This is a genomic window from Mesorhizobium sp. P2_D5 (assembly GCF_056404355.1).
Window position 1 is genome coordinate 230,392 of record NZ_JBFUEE010000002.1, and the last position, 17,228, is coordinate 247,619.

Annotated in this window: 14 protein-coding genes; 10 read left to right on the plus strand and 4 right to left on the minus strand. The window is 64.4% G+C overall.

Features of this window, described 5'->3' with window-relative positions:
- Window positions 1–194 precede the first annotated feature (194 nt).
- The 3 genes from AC1DYW_RS07935 to AC1DYW_RS07945 all read left to right on the plus strand — a co-directional run bounded on the left by AC1DYW_RS07935 (window position 195) and on the right by AC1DYW_RS07945 (window position 5,722).
- Window positions 195–2,501 carry a peptidase domain-containing ABC transporter gene (locus tag AC1DYW_RS07935; protein ID WP_477225745.1) on the plus strand — a complete coding sequence of 769 codons (2,307 nt, stop codon included), beginning with the start codon at window positions 195–197 and terminating at the stop codon, window positions 2,499–2,501.
- 21 nt (window positions 2,502–2,522) lie between these two features.
- Window positions 2,523–3,935 (plus strand): HlyD family type I secretion periplasmic adaptor subunit, encoded by a 1,413-nt coding sequence (locus AC1DYW_RS07940; RefSeq protein WP_477225746.1) that lies wholly within the window; start codon window positions 2,523–2,525, stop codon window positions 3,933–3,935.
- 152 nt (window positions 3,936–4,087) lie between these two features.
- Window positions 4,088–5,722, plus strand: a complete 1,635-nt coding sequence (locus AC1DYW_RS07945; protein ID WP_477225747.1) for a tetratricopeptide repeat protein — start codon at window positions 4,088–4,090, stop codon at window positions 5,720–5,722.
- Window positions 5,723–5,763: 41 nt separating this feature from the next.
- Here AC1DYW_RS07945 and AC1DYW_RS07950 read toward each other — a convergent pair whose 3' ends face one another.
- Window positions 5,764–6,870, minus strand: coding sequence for a LysR family transcriptional regulator (locus tag AC1DYW_RS07950; protein ID WP_477225748.1), 1,107 nt, complete (start codon window positions 6,868–6,870; stop codon window positions 5,764–5,766).
- Here AC1DYW_RS07950 and AC1DYW_RS07955 point away from each other — a divergent pair.
- Window positions 6,869–7,024, plus strand: a complete 156-nt coding sequence (locus tag AC1DYW_RS07955) for a YjiS-like domain-containing protein (protein ID WP_477225749.1) — start codon at window positions 6,869–6,871, stop codon at window positions 7,022–7,024. The genes AC1DYW_RS07950 and AC1DYW_RS07955 overlap by 2 nt on opposite strands.
- An 89-nt stretch (window positions 7,025–7,113) precedes the next feature.
- Here the strand turns inward: AC1DYW_RS07955 and AC1DYW_RS07960 are convergent, their stop codons facing one another.
- Window positions 7,114–8,142, minus strand: coding sequence for an aldo/keto reductase (locus tag AC1DYW_RS07960; RefSeq protein WP_477225750.1), 1,029 nt, complete (start codon window positions 8,140–8,142; stop codon window positions 7,114–7,116).
- A 184-nt stretch (window positions 8,143–8,326) separates the two neighbouring features.
- Between AC1DYW_RS07960 and AC1DYW_RS07965 the strand changes: the two genes are divergently transcribed.
- From AC1DYW_RS07965 to kdgD, 4 genes are all read left to right on the plus strand, one after another.
- On the plus strand, window positions 8,327–9,418 hold the full coding sequence (locus tag AC1DYW_RS07965) for a substrate-binding domain-containing protein (protein ID WP_477225751.1): 1,092 nt from the start codon (window positions 8,327–8,329) through the stop codon (window positions 9,416–9,418).
- Between the two features lie 131 nt (window positions 9,419–9,549).
- Entirely contained in the window at window positions 9,550–10,623 is a 1,074-nt protein-coding gene (locus AC1DYW_RS07970) for an ABC transporter permease (protein ID WP_457151234.1), read from the plus strand.
- Window positions 10,620–11,447 carry an ATP-binding cassette domain-containing protein gene (locus AC1DYW_RS07975; RefSeq protein ID WP_095080556.1) on the plus strand — a complete coding sequence of 276 codons (828 nt, stop codon included), beginning with the start codon at window positions 10,620–10,622 and terminating at the stop codon, window positions 11,445–11,447. The genes AC1DYW_RS07970 and AC1DYW_RS07975 overlap by 4 nt, the downstream gene beginning before the upstream one ends.
- A gap of 85 nt (window positions 11,448–11,532) precedes the next feature.
- Complete coding sequence (kdgD, locus tag AC1DYW_RS07980; protein ID WP_477225752.1) at window positions 11,533–12,465, plus strand: 5-dehydro-4-deoxyglucarate dehydratase; 933 nt, start codon at window positions 11,533–11,535, stop codon at window positions 12,463–12,465.
- A gap of 33 nt (window positions 12,466–12,498) precedes the next feature.
- Here kdgD and AC1DYW_RS07985 read toward each other — a convergent pair whose 3' ends face one another.
- On the minus strand, window positions 12,499–13,230 hold the full coding sequence (locus tag AC1DYW_RS07985; RefSeq protein ID WP_095080558.1) for a FadR/GntR family transcriptional regulator: 732 nt from the start codon (window positions 13,228–13,230) through the stop codon (window positions 12,499–12,501).
- Window positions 13,231–13,388: 158 nt separating this feature from the next.
- On the opposite strand from AC1DYW_RS07985, the gene AC1DYW_RS07990 reads away from it, so the two are divergent.
- Complete coding sequence (locus AC1DYW_RS07990) at window positions 13,389–14,219, plus strand: NAD-dependent epimerase/dehydratase family protein (protein WP_477225753.1); 831 nt, start codon at window positions 13,389–13,391, stop codon at window positions 14,217–14,219.
- On the opposite strand, the gene AC1DYW_RS07995 is transcribed toward AC1DYW_RS07990, so the two are convergent.
- Window positions 14,171–15,820: a GMC family oxidoreductase gene (locus AC1DYW_RS07995; RefSeq protein ID WP_477225754.1), complete on the minus strand. Its 1,650-nt coding sequence runs from the start codon at window positions 15,818–15,820 to the stop codon at window positions 14,171–14,173. The two genes, AC1DYW_RS07990 and AC1DYW_RS07995, sit on opposite strands and share 49 nt — an antisense overlap.
- Before the next feature lie 209 nt (window positions 15,821–16,029).
- On the opposite strand from AC1DYW_RS07995, the gene AC1DYW_RS08000 reads away from it, so the two are divergent.
- Window positions 16,030–17,112: a sugar ABC transporter substrate-binding protein gene (locus AC1DYW_RS08000; protein WP_095080563.1), complete on the plus strand. Its 1,083-nt coding sequence runs from the start codon at window positions 16,030–16,032 to the stop codon at window positions 17,110–17,112.
- Window positions 17,113–17,228 lie beyond the last annotated feature (116 nt).

The following is a 17,228-nucleotide window of genomic DNA, read 5'->3' on the forward strand; positions in this document are numbered from 1 at the left end:
GACCGACAGAAAAACGTGCGCGCGGATCTCGCGGGAGAGCGGATTCGCGCGTTCATCATCTCAAGACAAGGAGTGGCATGAGAGTCGCGCGGCCGATCAGTTCGGAGTACAGTGGGGCATTGCGGGAAACCGAGGCTGAAACGCCTCGGCCCGGGCATTGTTGAACCTCGCCCTGCGTACCGGATGAGAAGTCTATGGTGAACGTCCCTGTGAATGCCGAAAACCAGCCGGTCCCGATCCGTGCCGGCACCGAAGCCGAAGTCGCGACGGGCAGGGCGGACGGCGAAAACGCGGCCAGGATTCCCGGCGGACCCGCCGAGTTTGACCGGATCCAGCCGCGCCTCAAGGCGATGCTGCGGGTCGCGCGCTATCATGGCGTCGAACTCGACCCCAACGAGTTCAGGGCGGCCATCCCAAGCCCGGTCCCGAACGCGGCTGACCTCTCGCAATGGGCCCAGAACGGCGGCATGTGGTCGCGCGCGCTTCGTATCCGCTGGTCGCATCTCCTGCGCTTCGAGCACACGGGGCCGGTCGTCCTGCTGTTCAATGACGGTGGCGCGGGTCTGCTCACCGGGGCCAGCCCGGAGCGGAAGGTCGTCTTCCTCAAGAGCGCGGGCGCGCCAGATGATGACGAAGCCATCGCCATCGACGAGTTGCGGCTGTCGCAGGTGTGGACGGGTGAGGCGGTGTTGTTGCGTCCGGCGCGATCCTACATCGCGGCCGATGCGCCTTTCACCCTTCGCTGGTTGATCGACCTGGTACGGCAAGAAAGCCGTTCCATGCGTGACATCGGTATCGCCTCGTTCACGCTCAGCGTCCTTACCGTTCTGCCGCCGATCATCGTCATGACGTTGGTCAACAAGGTGCTGCAGTTCAACAGCGTTTCGACCCTCGTGCTGCTGTCGGCCATAATCGCCGTCCTGTTCGTTTACGAGACGCTCCTCGGTCACGCCCGAAGGCTGATCATCAACGTCGTCGGCGCCAGGCTGGACACCAAACTGAACTTGCATGTCTTCAGCAGGCTCCTGCGTCTGCCACTTGACTATTTCGAGCGTCATCCGGCCGGCCAGACGATGTATCACCTCGCGCAGATCTATCGCATCCGCGAGTTCCTGACCGGAAAACTCCTCAGCACGTTCCTCGATCTGATCACGCTCTGCGTGCTGATCCCGGTGATGTTCTACATCAACGCCACCCTTGGCTGGATCGTGCTTGCCTGCGCGGGCGTGATCATGCTGATCATCTTCGCCTTTCTCGCACCCCTGCGCCGCAGCTACCAGCAGGTGGTCGAAGCGGAGACCTGGAAGTCGGCGGCGCTCGGCGAAACCGTCGTCGGCATCAAGACGGTAAAGGCGCTCGGTCTGGAACCGCAACGCAAGGCGCTTTGGGACGAGCGGGTGGCGGACGCGGGCAGGGCCCGCCTTGCCTTCGGTCAGCTTGCCAACTGGCCGCAGACGCTTGTCACGCCAATCGAGCGTGTGATGGTCCTCGGAACCATGTTGATCGGCGCTTATCTCGCGATGAGCGACACCTCTGGCTACATGATCGGCAGCCTGTTCGCATTCATGATGATCGCCCAACGCGTCGCGCAGCCTCTCGTTGGTCTTGCTCGACTGGTCGAGGACTTCGAGGAGGTAGGGGCGGCAATCGGCGAAGCAGGATCCGTCCTCAACCGACCCCTGGAAAGCAGTTCGAATTCCACCGGCCTAAGGCCGAAGCTCGTTGGCGAGATCAGTTTCCGTGACCTGACCTTCTCCTACCTCGGCACCAAGACGCCGGCGCTCGACCGGGTCAGCTTCGACATTCCGGCAGGGACGATGTTCGGCATCGTCGGGCGTAGCGGTTCGGGAAAATCGACGGTTGCGCGGCTGCTGCAGGGGATCAATCGCGATTACAGCGGTTTTCTCAAGCTGGATGGCGTCGACCTCAAGGAAATCAACCTGCGTCACCTTCGCCAGGGGCTCGGCGTGGTCCTCCAGGACAATTTCCTGTTCCGCGGGTCGATTCGCGACAACATCATCGCCGGGCGCCCCGGCCTGACCCTTTCGGATGCCATGCGAGCCGCCCACCTTGCCGGCGCCGAAGAATTCATCGAACGCATGCCGAACGGCTATGACACCTATATCGAGGAAGGGTCGCCCAACCTGTCGGGCGGTCAAAAGCAGCGGCTGGCGATCGCGCGCGCGCTCATCCACAATCCGACCGTCCTGATCCTCGACGAGGCGACCAGCGCGCTTGACCCGGAGAGCGAGGCGGTGGTCAGCGCCAATCTCATGCGCATCGCCAAGGGCCGCACGATGATTATTGTCTCGCACCGGCTTGCCTCGCTGACCGAGTGCGACCAGATCCTGGTCATGGATCAGGGCAAGGTCCTCGATGTCGCGCCGCACGCGACCCTGCTCGAACGATGCGCGCTCTACCGCCAGCTTTGGTTGCAGCAGAACCGACATCTCGACAGCCGTCACGGTCGTCTGGCCGCCGTGCCGCCGCGACTTGTTTGAGCATCGGCTTCGGGGCGCCCCATGAGCAGCATCAGCATCACCCAATCCAGCCTTCCCGCCCGCCGGCGCCGGACAGAACCAAGCGATCCGACGATGCCCGCCATCCTGGAATTCCAGTGGCCGTCGACGGCTATCGCCAATGCGCCTGTTCCGCGAATGGCGCGCAGCATCGTCTACATCATCTTGAGCATGGTCATCGCCCTGATAACACTTGCAGGGATCATACCGGTCGATCAGGTCGTCACCACCAGAGGGCTTGTGGTCTCGCAATCGCCAAACATCGTGGTGCAGCCGCTCGAGACAGCCATCGTGCGCTCGATCGAGGTACGCGAAGGACAGCGCGTGCGAGCCGGTCAAACGCTTGCGCGCCTCGATGCGACCTTCGCCTCGGCTGACCTCACCGCGCTGGCGACACAGGTTTCGACGCTTGAGGCCGAAGTGGCGCGGTTGAAGGCGGAGGCCGACGGCAAGCCCTTCAACTATGACGGCCTGGACCCGAGCTGGACCTTGCAGGCGTCGATCTATGATCGCCGCAAAGCCGTCTACGACGCCAAGCTGTCGAGTTTCGACCGGCAGAGCGATGAACTCAGTTCCGTGATCTCGCGTTCCCAGTCCGATGCTGATGGCTACCGCCAGCGGCTGGCCGTCGCGGCCTCGATCGAACAGATGCGCAAGCAACTGGAAGAAAGACAGGTGGGGAGCCGCCTCAACACGCTTCTGGCCGAGGACAACTCGGCGGAAATGTCCCGGGCGCTCGGCAACGCCTTGCAGACATCGGAAGCCGCCAAGCGACAGCAGGCGACGGTGTCCGCGGACCGCGATGGCTACATCCAGAGCTGGCGCGCGGAAGTCTCGCAGGGCCTGTCTGAGGCGGGATCGCGCATGTCGGACGCCCGCGAGCTTCTCAACAAGGCAAAGCTGCGCAAGCAACTGGTCGAGCTGAAGAGCGAGGCGGACGCCATCGTCCAGTCGGTAGCCAAGGTCTCCGTCGGCTCGATCCTGCAGTCCGGCGACCGATTGATCACGCTGGTGCCGGACGACGCGGTGCTGGAGATCGAGACGAACATTGTCGGTCGCACCAGTGGGTTCGTCCACGTCGGCGACCCCGTGGCCATCAAGTTCGACACCTTTCCTTATTCGCAATATGGCCTGGCTCATGGCACTGTGCGCGCGGTCAGCCCGGATTCCTTCTCGGCTCGCGAACAAGCGCGCGACCCGAACAGCTCGTTGGCCATGCTGCCATCGGACACTGACCTGTTCTATCGCACGCAGATTTCCATCGACCAGGTCGCCCTCCATGGCGTGCCCGCCAGTTTCACGATCAGCCCCGGCATGCCGGTGACCGCCGACGTCAAGGTCGGCCGCCGCACCGTGCTCAAGTACATTCTCGGCGCCATGCTCCCCGTAGGCCAGGAAGCGATGCGGGAGCCATAGGCTTGGGTGCCGTGCCGCGACAAACGGAGGTATGAGTTCTCGCATCGATGGCAATCCTTGACCGGCTGACTGCCCTTGCCCCGCCGGCGCTGGTGTTGCGCCGGGCGATAAAGCTTTCCGACAGCGGCAAGCCTTCAGAAGCCTTTCCGCTGATGGCAATTGCCGCGCGCGCCGGCATCACCGAGGCCGAATACCGGGTCGCTCGTTGCTATCTCGAAGGTTTGGGTGTGCCGCCGAGCCGGTCGGAAGGCGCGCGCTGGCTGCGGCGGGCGGCCGATCACGGCAGCCCCGATGCGCAGTCGCTTCTCGCCGCGCTTTACGTGGCTGGACTGGCGACACAGGAGCCCGACGGCAATCGCATCGGATCGGAAAGCCTGTTCGAGCGGGATTCCTCGCGGCAGCCGGAATTCGCGCCGGCGCTCGGTCTCGCGAAAAAAGCAGCCGAAGCCGGCTCCGCGACCGGGCAGGCAATCCTCGGCTATATCCTCAGCAGAGGCCCCGAAGCGATGCGCGACCTCGATGCGGCGCATGGCTGGTATGAGAAGTCCGCGGCCGCCGGCTGCCCCGAGGGATGCCTGGGCCTTGCTCTTTCGCTCGCCCGGCGCAGGCAACCTGGGCAGGCGGACAAGATTGCCGCCGAGGTTCGACGCGCTGCCGACGCGGGCCTGCCCACCGCAATCTACCTCCTTGGGGTGCTGACCGAGCATGGGCGTGGCGTGCCGGTCGATCGAGCGGCAGCGGCGCGACTGTATCAGCTCGCTGCCGAGAAAGGCCTTCCCTCGGCCCAGTTCCGGTTGGGATTGGGGCTCATCGACGGTGGCCTTGCGGGTCAGGATATCGCGGCCGGCGAGGCGTGGCTGCGGCGCGCCGCATTGGCGGGAAATATCGAGGCAGCCTACCGTCTCGGCGATCGGTATGTGAAGAGTTCGCAGCCGGACTATGCGGAGGCCGCGACGTGGTATCGACGCGCGGCCGATGCAGGCCATCAGGCCGCCGCCCGCGCCTTGGCATCGCTCTATCTCTCGGGAAACGGTGTCGCCCAGGACGTCGAGGAGGGAGCGCGCTGGCTGCGCACGTCCGCAAATGCGGGAAATCAGGAAGCGCAGGTCGACTTTGCCAATCTGGTCCTCGAAGGGGCAGGCGAGCCTGACGACCGCGACCGCGCCAGTATTGCCGGATGGTTCGAGGCGACCGCCTCGTCGGGCGATCTGGTTGCAGCCTTCAACCTCGGGCTCTGCTTTGCCCAGGGCGTCGGCGTGCGAAAGGACGAGGAGCAGGCGGCGCTATGGGTGAGGCGCGCGGCCGAAGGCGTGGCCGAGGCGCAATATGCGTATGCGCGCATGCTACAGGATGGGCGCGGCGTGGCCGCCGACCAGAAACAGGCCCGCCTCTGGTTTGAGCGGGCGGCCAACGCCGGCATGGTCGACGCGCAGGTGGCGCTTGCCGAAATGCTCCTCAATGGGCGCGGCGGCGCATCCTTGCCCGTGGCTGCGGCGCAGTTGTTCAAGCGGGCAGCCGCCGCCGACCACGTCGGGGCGATGTTTGCGATCGGCGCCCTGTACGGGAGCGGCCAGGGCCTGTCACTCGACCCGGCGGCAGCGCAGAAATGGTTCACGGCCGCCGCCGAGCGGGGACATGGCCAGGCCCAACTCATGCTCGGGCGCTATCTTTCCAATGGCCTTGCCGGGGACCACGACCCGGCAGCCGGTCGCCTGTGGTTCGAGCGAGCGGCTGCACAAGGTGTTCAGGAAGCCGTCGACGAACTCGCCGAGTTCGCCTCGATTTGAGGCTGGTGTGGCGGTCGCTACAGGTTTGCTACACGACGCGCTTACCGGATCGGCGTCTCGCCGCGAAACAGTGGCTGGTGCGCCCGCATCAAGGTGGCGATCCGGTCGGCGACTTTTCGCACCGGCGGGGCGTGACGCTCCTCGTGATGGGTGACGATCCACTGGTCTGTTTCGAGTTCGGGGATAGGGTGGGCGACGCGAACCAGCCGCGGATCGCTGTCACCGACGAAGCACGGGAAGACCGAAAGGCCGGCGCCGGCGGCCACCAGTTCGCGCACCGAATGGGTGTTGTTGCCGCGCACCGCGATGCGGTCGCCATGATGGGCTTGCAGCCAGCGCGCCGAAGCAATGTTTGCCCCTTCGCCCGTGACGCCGACGAACAGCCCGGCGGCGATGCCGTTGATCAGGTGGCGTCCGGAATAGATGGCATGGGCGACCTTGCCGCTTAGACGGCCGGCCAGCCACTGTTCGGTCGGGCGCTCGCTTCGGATGCCGATGTCGGCGGCACGGCGTCCGATATCGACCCTGTCGGTGGTGGTGACGAGTTCCACCCTGATGCCGTCATCGACCGTCCAGATCTCGCCGATATGGGCGGAAACGAAGGCCGAGGTCCACGGTCCGGCTGAGACGCGGACGATGCGGTCGGGCAGGCTTCCCTCCCGCCAGCGGGTCAGCGACTGCATTGCCGCCTCAACCTCCTCGGCGCGCCGCAGCAGTTCTTCGCCGACCGGGGTCAGCCGGTAGCCGGTCTGCTGACGCACGAACAGCGGTTCGCCGATCTGCTTCTCAAGCGCGGTGACGCGTCGTCCGAGGGTGGCCGCGCTGAGCCGCGTGGTTCTTGTCGCCGCGCTCAGGCCACCCAGCCGCGCAACGTCGAGAAACAACCTTAGATCGTCCCAGCCGATATCCATTTTGCAGAAATGAAAAACTCCTTGCGACCCTGGCTGTAGCGCGAAGCGGGCATCATACGCAAGCATGCAGGCCTTGGAGGCGTTGGACAATCCTGCCTGGCGGACCGTGCCCAAGCACCTCGGCTGGCCAGCAAGCCAGTGCAATCCCTTCGATCGCGCATGCGCCTGGCACGGATGCTTTGCGCTTTCGACCAACCATGCGCGTTGGCCATCCGCGCGCCAAAAGGAGACGATCATGCTGGATGAACTTCGACGCCGTTTCGCCCGTTGGCGCGCCTATCGCCAGACGCTTGCGCGCTTGAGGCATATGTCGGACAGCACGCTGGCGGACGCCGGCATTTCTCGCCAGGAGATCCGCAAGCGCGCCCGCCAAGCCAGCCAGCGTCTTTGAGATCGTGGAGGCGGGCATTCGTCGAGACCGCCTGGTGCGGTTCCGCCGTTTCAGGCAAGACGCAGAACATAGGCTGCCGAGCGGGGCGCTCAAGGTACCGGTGCGCCGGCTTCGATCAGCCGGGCCTGCTTGAGATCGACCCACAAAGCCGGCGGAATGTCCTCGCGCAGATAGGCCAGATTCTGTTTCAGCTCGTCGGCTGATCGCGCGCCCGGAATGACGCTTGATACGAGGGGATGGCCGAGCGGGAACTGAAGCGCGGCCGCCGGGAGCGACACCTTGTGACTGATGCAGATCGCCTCGATGCGGCGGACGCGCTCAAGCACCGGCTCAGGCGCCGGCCTGGTGTTGAAGGTTGCGCCCTTCACGGCGCCGGTGGCCAGGATGCCGGAATTGTAGGGCCCGCCGATGATGATCCTGGTGCCGCGCTGCTCGCACAGCGGCAGCAAGGTCGCCAGCGGCTCCTGCTCGAGCAAGGTGTAGCGGCCGGCGAGCAGGAAATAGTCGAACGCACCCGCCACGACGAAGTCGGACAGCATCTGCCATTGGTTGATGCCGACGCCGACCGCCTTGATGACGCCTTGCGAACGCAATTCGTCGAGCGCCGGATAGGCGCCGTCCATCGCTTCCCTGAAACGGCTCCTGGCATAGGGATCCTCGCCTGGGCCGAAATGAATGGCTTCGTCCGGATCATGGATCGAGACCATGTCGACATAGTCGGTGTCGAGGCGCTTCAGCGTTCCTTCGAGCGAACGCATCACGGCGTCGCGCGAATAGTCGAACTCGGCGCGGAATGAACCGGGCTGGTCCCACAGCGCCGGCTGAAGCTCCTCGGGCGGGATCGGCACGAGGTCGTAGCCGATCTTCGACGAGATGACGATGTCCGCGCGGGGTAAGGATCTGACCGCCAGCCCAAGCCGGGTCTCGCTCACGCCAAAGCCATAGACAGGTGCTGTGTCGAAATAGCGGATGCCATTGTCATAGGCCGCGTGCACCGTCTGGACTGCGGCATCGGTGTCGACGGCGCGATACATATTGCCCAGCCCGGTGCCGCCGAGTCCGATCGTCGTCACCTTCAGGCCGTTCTTCGCGACAGCCCTGAATTCGATTTCAGCCATTTTCTCTTCCTGTGATCGCTGCTGTTCTTCGTGCCGGCCAAGCGGCTTCCTGCACCACGCTCGTGCAGCGAAAAGCCCGTCATGAATCCGGTGTCGAAAAAGCATTGACACAAAAGTTGTCATATAACAATGTAACCAGATGACAAATGTGGGCTAGCCCGCAAAACGAAGAGGGAGGAACCAAGTGGACGACGAAACGAAAAATCAGATGGAGACGGTCAAGGCCGCCATCAGCCGGCGCAGTGCCTTTGCGCTGGCCGGCAAACTCGGCCTCGGTGCCGCCGGCCTGGCCAGCGGATTGGCGGGTGCCGGACTTGCCGGCGGCGTCAGCGCCGCGAAAGCTGCGGATTCATCGGCAGGCCTGCCGAAGAAGCCCTACAAGTTCCACTTCGTCTGCCATGTGACGCTCGACCAGTTCTTCACCCCGACCGTCTATGGCATCCAGGACGCCTGCGCGGCCTTTGGCTGCAGCTACCAGTGGACGGGTTCGCAGAAGAACGTCGTCTCCGAGATGGTCAGCGCCATGCAGACCGCGATTGCGCAGAAATCGGACGGCATTGCCGTCTGCCTGGTCGATCCGACCGCCTTCGATGCCGCAACCGACATGGCCGCCCAGGCCGGCATCCCGGTCGTCGCCTTCAACGCCGACGTGCCGGTCGGCAGCCCCAACAAGCGGCTGTCCTATGTCGGCCAGCCGCTCTACCAGTCGGGCTACAACTCGGCGCTGAAGTGGCTGAAGCTGATCCCCAAGGGCGGCCACGTCATGCTGTCGATCGGCGTGCCCGGCTCGCTCAACACACAGCCGCGCCTCGATGGCTACATCCAGGCGATCAAGGACAGCGGCAGCGGCGTCACTTACGATGTCGTCAACACTGGTCCGGATCCGGCAACCGAAATCTCGCGCGTCGAGAGCTACTATCTCAGCCACAAGGACGTGAAGGGCATGTTCGGCACCGGTGGTTCCGACACCTATGCCTGCGGTTTCATCTCCAACAAATATGGCCTGGTGAAAGCCGGCGGCGCCGTGGCCGGCTTCGACCTCTTCCCGCAGACGCTGGACTTCATCAAATCCGGCGACGTCAACTTCACCACCGACCAGCAGGCCTATCTGCAGGGCTTCCTGCCGGTCCAGCAGATGTATCTCTACAAGCTGTCGGGCGGTCTCGTCGGTCCGGCCAACAGCGACACCAGCCAGGCCTATGTGACCAAGGACAATGTCGACGCCTATGTCGGCAAGTCTCGCTTCGAGGGCCGCAGCGACGTCGAGCCGACCTGACGCAGTTCAGCCAAGCGAAAACTCCTGCCCTCGCCACGTCATTGTCCGATGACGTGGCGAGGGCGCCGCTGACTGCCGCCGGCTTGCCCGTCGCCGATCCCCGCCCAGAATTCGAAATCAGGAAGACAAGAGTGCCGCCAATCGCAATCGCAAAAGCCGGGAAAGGCGCCGTTGGCGTCAAGGTTCCGCAGACGATGACGGAGAGGCTGCTCATCCTGCTTTCCCGTTATCGCGAGGCCAGCATCGCCGTCGTCGCCATCGTTCTGGTGGTCTATTTCCAGGTCGGCAGCGATGGCGGGTTCCTGTCGCCGCAATTCATGAGTGTCGTGCTGCGCGACACCGGCCGGCTCGGCCTGATCGCGGCTGCCGAAGTCATGCTGATGATCACTGGCGAGATCGACCTTTCGCTGAGCGCCATCTTCTCGATCGCGCCCTATGTCATGGCGCTGATGTCGGTCACCTGGGGCGTGCCGCTGGCCGTCGGCGCCGTTGTCGGCGTCTTGATCGGTGTGCTGGTCGGCGCCATCAACGGCATCATCACGGTGCGTTTCCGCGTGCCCTCGCTGATCACCACGGTCGGCATGCTGTTCTTCCTGCAAGGCATCGTCGTCTCGATCTACAACAGCCAGCCGATCGTGGCGCCGGTCGAGCAGCCCTTCAACGCGATCTTCGGGCAGAGCCTCTACCAGCCGTCGGATGCGCTCCTGTCCTGGCACGGCGTGACGGCCTTCACGCCATTCCTGTGGGCGGTGCTGATCGTGCTGGCGCTGGCACTGGCGCTGAACCGCACCACCTTTGGCCTGCACACGATTGCCACCGGCAGCAACATCATCGGCGCGCGTGAAATCGGTGTGCGCACCGACCGCATGAAGATCTACAATTTCATGATAGCCGGCGGCTGCGCGGCCTTCGCCGGCATCATCAACACCGCCCAGTTTACCTCAGCAGACCCGCAGGCCGGCAGCCCGTTCCTCACCTTGCAGGCGATCGCGGCCGCGGTCATCGGCGGCACCTCGCTGCTGGGTGGCTCCGGCACCGTCATCGGCGCGCTGATCGGCGCGTTCGTGGTCGCTTCGCTCAACAACGGCCTGGTGATGATCGGTGCCCAGGCCACCGTTTCCGACATCTATCTGGGCGCGGCCATCATCGCGGCGATGATCCTGAGCATCCAGGTCGACCGGCTGCGCACACGGAGGCGCCTATGAACACGCAGACCATTCCGCCGCTCGCGCCCGATGCGCCCGTCGTCCTGGAAATGTCCAACATCTCCAAGAGTTTCGGCGCGGTCACAGCACTTGTCGACGTCTCGATCAAGCTGCGCCGGGGCGAGGTCCTGGCCCTGGTCGGCGACAATGGCGCGGGCAAGTCGACGCTGATCAAGATCCTGTCAGGATTTCACCAGCCCGACACCGGCACGATCGTCTCGCAAGGCAAGGAGGTGCGTTTCGCCTCGCCGCGCGACGCGCGCGCCCAGGGCATCGAAACCGTCTACCAGGACCTTGCGCTGATCGGCGATCTCAGCGTCTTCCACAACATGTTCCTCGGCCGCGAATACCACAAGCGCATCCTGGGGCTGAACCTACTCGACAACAGGAAGATGCGCGAACAGGCACAACTCTACCTGGACACGCTGGGCATCTCGATCCCCAGCGTCAACAGCACGGTCGACCTTCTGTCCGGCGGACAGCGCCAGTGCATAGCCGTTGCCCGCTCGATCTATTCGTCGCCCAGGATCCTGGTCCTCGACGAGCCGCTGGCGGCACTCGGCGTGCGCGAGAGCGCGCATGTCCTGGGCCTGATCCAGAACCTGCGCCAGCAGCGCCAGGTATCGGTGATCCTGATCGTCCACAACTACAACCAGATCTTCGAAGTCTGCGACCGCATCAACTTCCTGCATTCGGGCGAGGTCGCGCTGGACGCCTCCACCGCCGACACCAGCGAGGAGGAATTGATCCGCATCGTTAAGTCGGGCCTCGGCCGCAAGGCGATCGACGCCGCCGCGGCCGAAGTCCGGCCCGGCATCGTATGAACCCACCCAACGCCACGGCTGCCAAAATTCCTGCCGGCCAAACCGTCCAAGCCGATTTGTCGACCCCACACACGGAGTACTCGTTTTGACGTTCTCACCGACCGAGCTGACCAAATCCCTTGGCCGCGGGCTGCTGTCCTTTCCGCTGACCTTTTTCGACGATGCCGGCGCCTTCAACGAAGCGGGCTATCGCGCCCATGTCGCGCAGCAGGGCGCTGCCGGAGCGAGCGGGCTTTTCGCCGCCGGCGGCACGGGCGAGTTCTTCTCGCTGACGCTCGAGGAATACAAGCGTGTCGTGCGGGCGGCATCGGATGAAGTTCCCGATCACCTGCCGCTGCTGGCGGGCGTCGGCTACGGCACGCATATGGCGGTCGAGTTCGCCAAGGCCGCGGAGGCCAACGGCGCCGACGGCCTGCTGGTGTTGCCGCCCTATCTGGTCAAGTCCGAGCAGGAAGGTCTGCGCCGGCATCTGACCGCCATCTGCCGCTCGGTCGGCATCGGCGTCATCGCCTACAACAGGGACAATGCGGTGCTGACGCCCGAGACCCTCGACCGGTTGGCGCAGGATTGCCCGAACCTGATCGGGCTCAAGGACGGCGTTGGCGATATCGAGCTTCTCACCGCCTTGCGCTACCGCATGGACGACCGCCTGATCTTCATCGGCGGCATGCCGACGGCCGAAGTCCATGCCAGTGCCGCCGCGGCAATAGGCATGACCACCTATTCGTCGGCGATCTATAATTTTGCCCCCGAGATGGCGCTGCGTTTCTTCAACGCCTTGCGCGCCGGCCGCATGGCCGAGGTCGGCGACCTCATCCGCAGCTTCTTCCTGCCCTATCTCGCCATCCGAAACCGGCGTGCCGGCTATGCCGTCTCGATCGTCAAGGCTGGCGCGCGCATTGCCGGGATCGACTGTGGACCGGTCCGGTTGCCGCTGCTTGACCTCACAGTGGATGAAGAACGGCAGCTCGCGGCGCTCATGCAGTCCTGCCGCATGCCGGTTGGAGAGCTGGCGTGAGATCAGGGAATGAAGGTCAGGCGCGACGCCGTGCTACGAGCTGACCGAACCGTCGACCATGCGGCGATAGCGCTCGCGGCCCGCCTCCAGATGCTCGCGCAAGGTGAAGCGGGCGGCCTCGACATTGTGCCGCTCGATGGCTTGGTAGATGCGTCGATGCTCCGTCTGGACCTGTTCGAGATAAAGCCGCCGCTGCTCCGGCGTCTCAGTCCGCGGGCGGATCGACTGGCGCGGAATGATGACGGGTCCCAGAAAATGCATGAAGCGCTCGAAATAGGGATTGCCGGTGGCCGAGGCGATCGCCCGGTGGAAGGCAAAATCCGGTTCGATGGCGCTGTCGCCGGCAGCGATCGACGCGTCGATGGCGACAAGGCAATCGCGCATGCGGGCAAGGTCGTCGTCGCTGCGCTTCTCGGCGGCGATGCCGGCGGCTTCGAGTTCCACGGCGAGCCGCAGCTGCAACACGTTCTGGACTTCCGTCAGCGAACGAAGCTCGTCGGAGACGATGCGAAATGTGGTGTTGGCCTCGTGGTCGGCGACGAACACGCCCGAACCCTGGCGGCTGACGACCAGCCCTTCCGAGCGCAGCGAGGCCATCGCCTCGCGTATCACAGTGCGGCTCACTCCGAATTGCGCGATCAGTTCCTGCTCGGTCGGCAGTTTCTCGCCACTGGTCAGATGACCGGCGCGTATTTCGCGCGCAAACCAGTCGGCCACCTGCGCCGTGCGGCTGATCTGAGGGGGAAGGCCAAAGGAACGTTTCATCGCCACCAAGCAATAAACGAACCGCTGTTCTTGGCAACCGATTATTTATATGGTGATATGATGACATTGCAGGGGCGCTTGAAGCACCCAACAGCCGTTCGCCTTGCCGGGCCGGCACCAACATCTCTCCCGATTTCCCTATCATGAAAGGACAGGGATTGGCTCTCTCCGACAAACCGGTGCTGCTGACCGGGGCATCCGGCACGATTGGACGCCTGCTCTCGGTCAGGCTGGCAGAACTGGGCTGGACCTTGCGGCTGACCGATGTCGCGCTCTTGCCAATCCCGCTGCCGCAAAACGCAAGTTTCGATCGTGTCGATCTCGAGGACCAGCAGGCGGTGAACGATCTTGCCCAAGGCTGCGGGCTGATCCTGCATTTCGGCGGCATATCCACCGAACAATCCTTCGAGACGGTGCTCGGCCCCAATCTGCGCGGCAGTTACCACATCTACGAGGCGGCGCGCAGCCAGAAGGCACGCGTGGTTTTTCCTTCCTCCGTGCACGCGGTGGGCCTCTATGAGCGGACCGAGATTCTCGACCAGGACTGCCTGTTGCGCCCGGATGGCTATTACGGCCTGTCGAAGGCCTATGGCGAGATGCTGGCGCGGCTATACTGGGACAAGCATGCGGTCGAAAGCGTGCTGATCCGCATCGGCTCGGTGCTGCCGGAAGTTCCCGATGAACGGATCCTGTCGACCTGGATATCCCACGACGATTTCGTCAGCCTGATCGAGCGCTGCGCCGAGGCCCAGCATGTCGAATGCTCGGTGATCTGGGGGCAGTCCAACAACAGCCGCGGTTTCTGGCGGCATGATGCCAGGCAAAAGATCGGTTGGACGCCGCTCGACAGTTCCGACAGCCAGGCCGAGCGCGTGCGTGGCAAGGTGACGGACAATCCGGTCGTGGAGCGATACCAGGGCGGCAAGTTCATCGTCGTCGACTATAGCCGCGCCGACTTCCCGCCGCGTTCGATGTTCCCGGACGAGTGAGTTTGTTGCGCCGGCAACCGGCCCCGCCCGGCGATCATGTCGGCGGCCTTTTCGGCGATCATGATCACCGCGGCGTTGGTGTTTGACGACACGATGCTTGGCATCACCGAGCTGTCGCAGACGCGCAGGCCCTGAAGCCCGCGCACGCGAAGCTCGGGATCGACGACGCTTTGCGCATCGCCGCCCATCCGGCAGGAGCCGACCGGATGGTAGGCGCTGCGGCCATGTTCGCGGGCGAAGGCTTCCAGCGCCGCGCGTCCATTGGTTGCCGCACCCGGAAGATGCTCCCGGCTGATATATTTGGCGAAGGCCGGCTGGGACAGGATTTCGCGGCTGATCTCGATGCCATCGACGGCGCGCTCCAGGTCGTAGCGTTCGGCAAACGGGTTGGGATCGATGATTGGCGGATCGCGCGGATCCGGTGACCGCAGCGTGACGCTGCCGCGCGAGCGGGGGCGAACGTGGTAGGAATTCAAGGTGCAGCCATTGCCGCCGGGCACCGAGCCGATGCCTTCCTCGACGCCGGCGCCAGGCAGGAAATGGAACTGGATGTCAGGCGTCTTCTCCGCATGGTCGCCCCACCAGAAGCCGCCGGCTTCGACGATGTTGGAGGCCACCGGGCCCTTGCCGAACAGCGCGTATTCGAGGCCGGCGACCGCCTGCCAGCGCTTCTTCTTGTAGCGGTCGATGCCGTGTGGCCCGTTGAGTTCGGCGACGACATCGACATCCATGTGATCATGCAGGTTCTGGCCGACGCCGGGCAGATCGTGGATCGCCTTGATGCCGTGCGTGCCGAGATGCTCGGCCGGGCCGATGCCGGACAGCATCAAGAGTTTGGGGGAGCCGATGGCGCCGGCGGTGACGATCACCTCGCGCCCGGCGCGCAACAATTCGGTACTGCCGTTGCCGACGATCTCGACGCCGATGGCGCGGCCGTTCTCGACAACGATGCGGCTGACCGTGGCGTCGGTGCGCAGCGTCAGGTTATTGCGGCCGAGCGCCGGCCTGAGATAGGCGACCGCCGTACTGCTGCGTTTCCCCTGACGCGTCGTCGTCTGGTAGAATCCGGTGCCTTCCTGCTGGCCGGCATTGAAATCGGCCCTGAAGGGAAGACCCGCCTGCTGCGCCGCCCTGACGAAGACCCGCGTCAGCGGATGCGGCGCGCCGCTCGAAACCCCGAGCGGGCCATCTGTGCCGTGCTGCGGACCGGCGAAGGTGTCGTTGCCCTCGGAGCGCCGGAAATAGGGCAGCACGTCGGCGTAGCTCCAGCCGCTGCAGCCATCGTCGACCGCCCATCCGTCGTAATCCTGCGGGCAACCGCGGGTGAACACCTGGGCGTTGATCGAGGAACCGCCACCGAGCACGCGCGCCTGCGGATAGACCATGGTGCGGCCCTCGATCGCGTTGCCGGGCGCCGTGTCATAGCCCCAGATCAGCGGCCCGGCCGTCATCTTGAAGAAGCCGACCGGCAGATGGATGTAGCGATCGGTGTCCCGCGGCCCGGCCTCCAGCAGGACGACGGACAGGTCGGGATCCTCGCTCAGCCTGGCAGCCAGAATGCAACCGGCCGAGCCGCCGCCGACGATGATGTAATCCGGCATTCTCGCTCCCTCATGTGGGCACAATCGGCGCCCCCTCGTGTGCGCGACGATCTCAAGTCCCTTGTGCCGCGTCAAGAGAAAGGGTATGGTTGCCGTGTTGAAGGGTTGTCGTACAAGTGAGGAGCTTGACGATCCGTCGATCGGAGGCCCGGCCGCGCTCCCCGCAAGCCGCCGGGCGGGAAACAGAATTCAATCGGGAGGTTCGATACATGAAGGACAGGACAGGTTTAACGCTCTCCGGCGCGGTCAGCCGCCGGACGCTGATGATGGGCGCCACCGCCGGAATGGCGGCGCTCGCCATGCCAAAGGTTTTGCGCGCGCAGGAAAAGCCGACATTGGTGACGTCGATCCGCTCGTTGTCCAACCCCTACCACGCGGTGTGGAAGACCGGCGCTGAGGCCTACGCCAAATGGGCCGGTCTCGAACACGTCACGCTGGTCTCGGAAGGCAACAGCGAGAAAGGCATCGCCGACATCAAGGCCATGCTGGCCAAGACCGGCGGCAACATGGTGCTCAATTCCGATCCCAACGACACGCCCGATGCCCGCCCGATCGTCGAGGCCTGCGCCAAGGCCGGCGCCTATGTCGTGACGCAATGGAACAAGCCGGCGGATTTGCATCCCAAGGACTTCAACCCGAACTATGTTTCCCACATCGAGTTCGACGGCATTGCAAGCGGCAAGACCATCGCCGAGATCCTGTTCAAGACCATCGGCGGCAAGGGCGGCATCGTCGCCCTCGGCGGCCTGATCTCGACCACGGCGGCGATCGAGCGCAAGAAGGGCCTCGACGCGGCGCTCGCCGCCAATCCCGACATCAAGCTGCTCGACTTCCAGGTCGCCAACTGGAAATCGACCGAGGCCTTCGACCTGATGGGCAATCTGCTCACCCGCTTCGGCGACGACATCAAGGGCATCTGGGCCGCCAATGACGACATGGGCTCCGGCGCACTCGAGGCGCTGCGCGCCGAGAACCTTGCCGGCAAGGTTCCGATCGTCGGTGTCGACGGCATCAAGACGGCGGTCGACGCGGTGCGCACCGGCGAGTTCGCCTGCACCGTCACCTCGGATCCGTTCTGGCAGGGCGGCATGGGGCTGGCCATCGGCTACAACGCCAAGATCGGCAAGTTCGACCCGGTCAAGGAACCGCCGGAGCACCGCGAATTCTACGGCAAGGCGGTGCTGATCTCGCACGACAATGTCGAGGAATATTACAAGACCAATGTCGACGCCAAGCCGGAGATCGACTGGAACGATCTTTGGGGTCGGGTGACCGGAGCCATCCGGACCTGACCGCCGGGGCGGGCTGCTGCTCCCTGGCGGCCCGCTCCCCTTTACAGTTCGTCGTGCATCGTACCCGCCCGGCGATGGTCATCAGCAGACGGGAAGCGGTTTCTTGACAATCCATA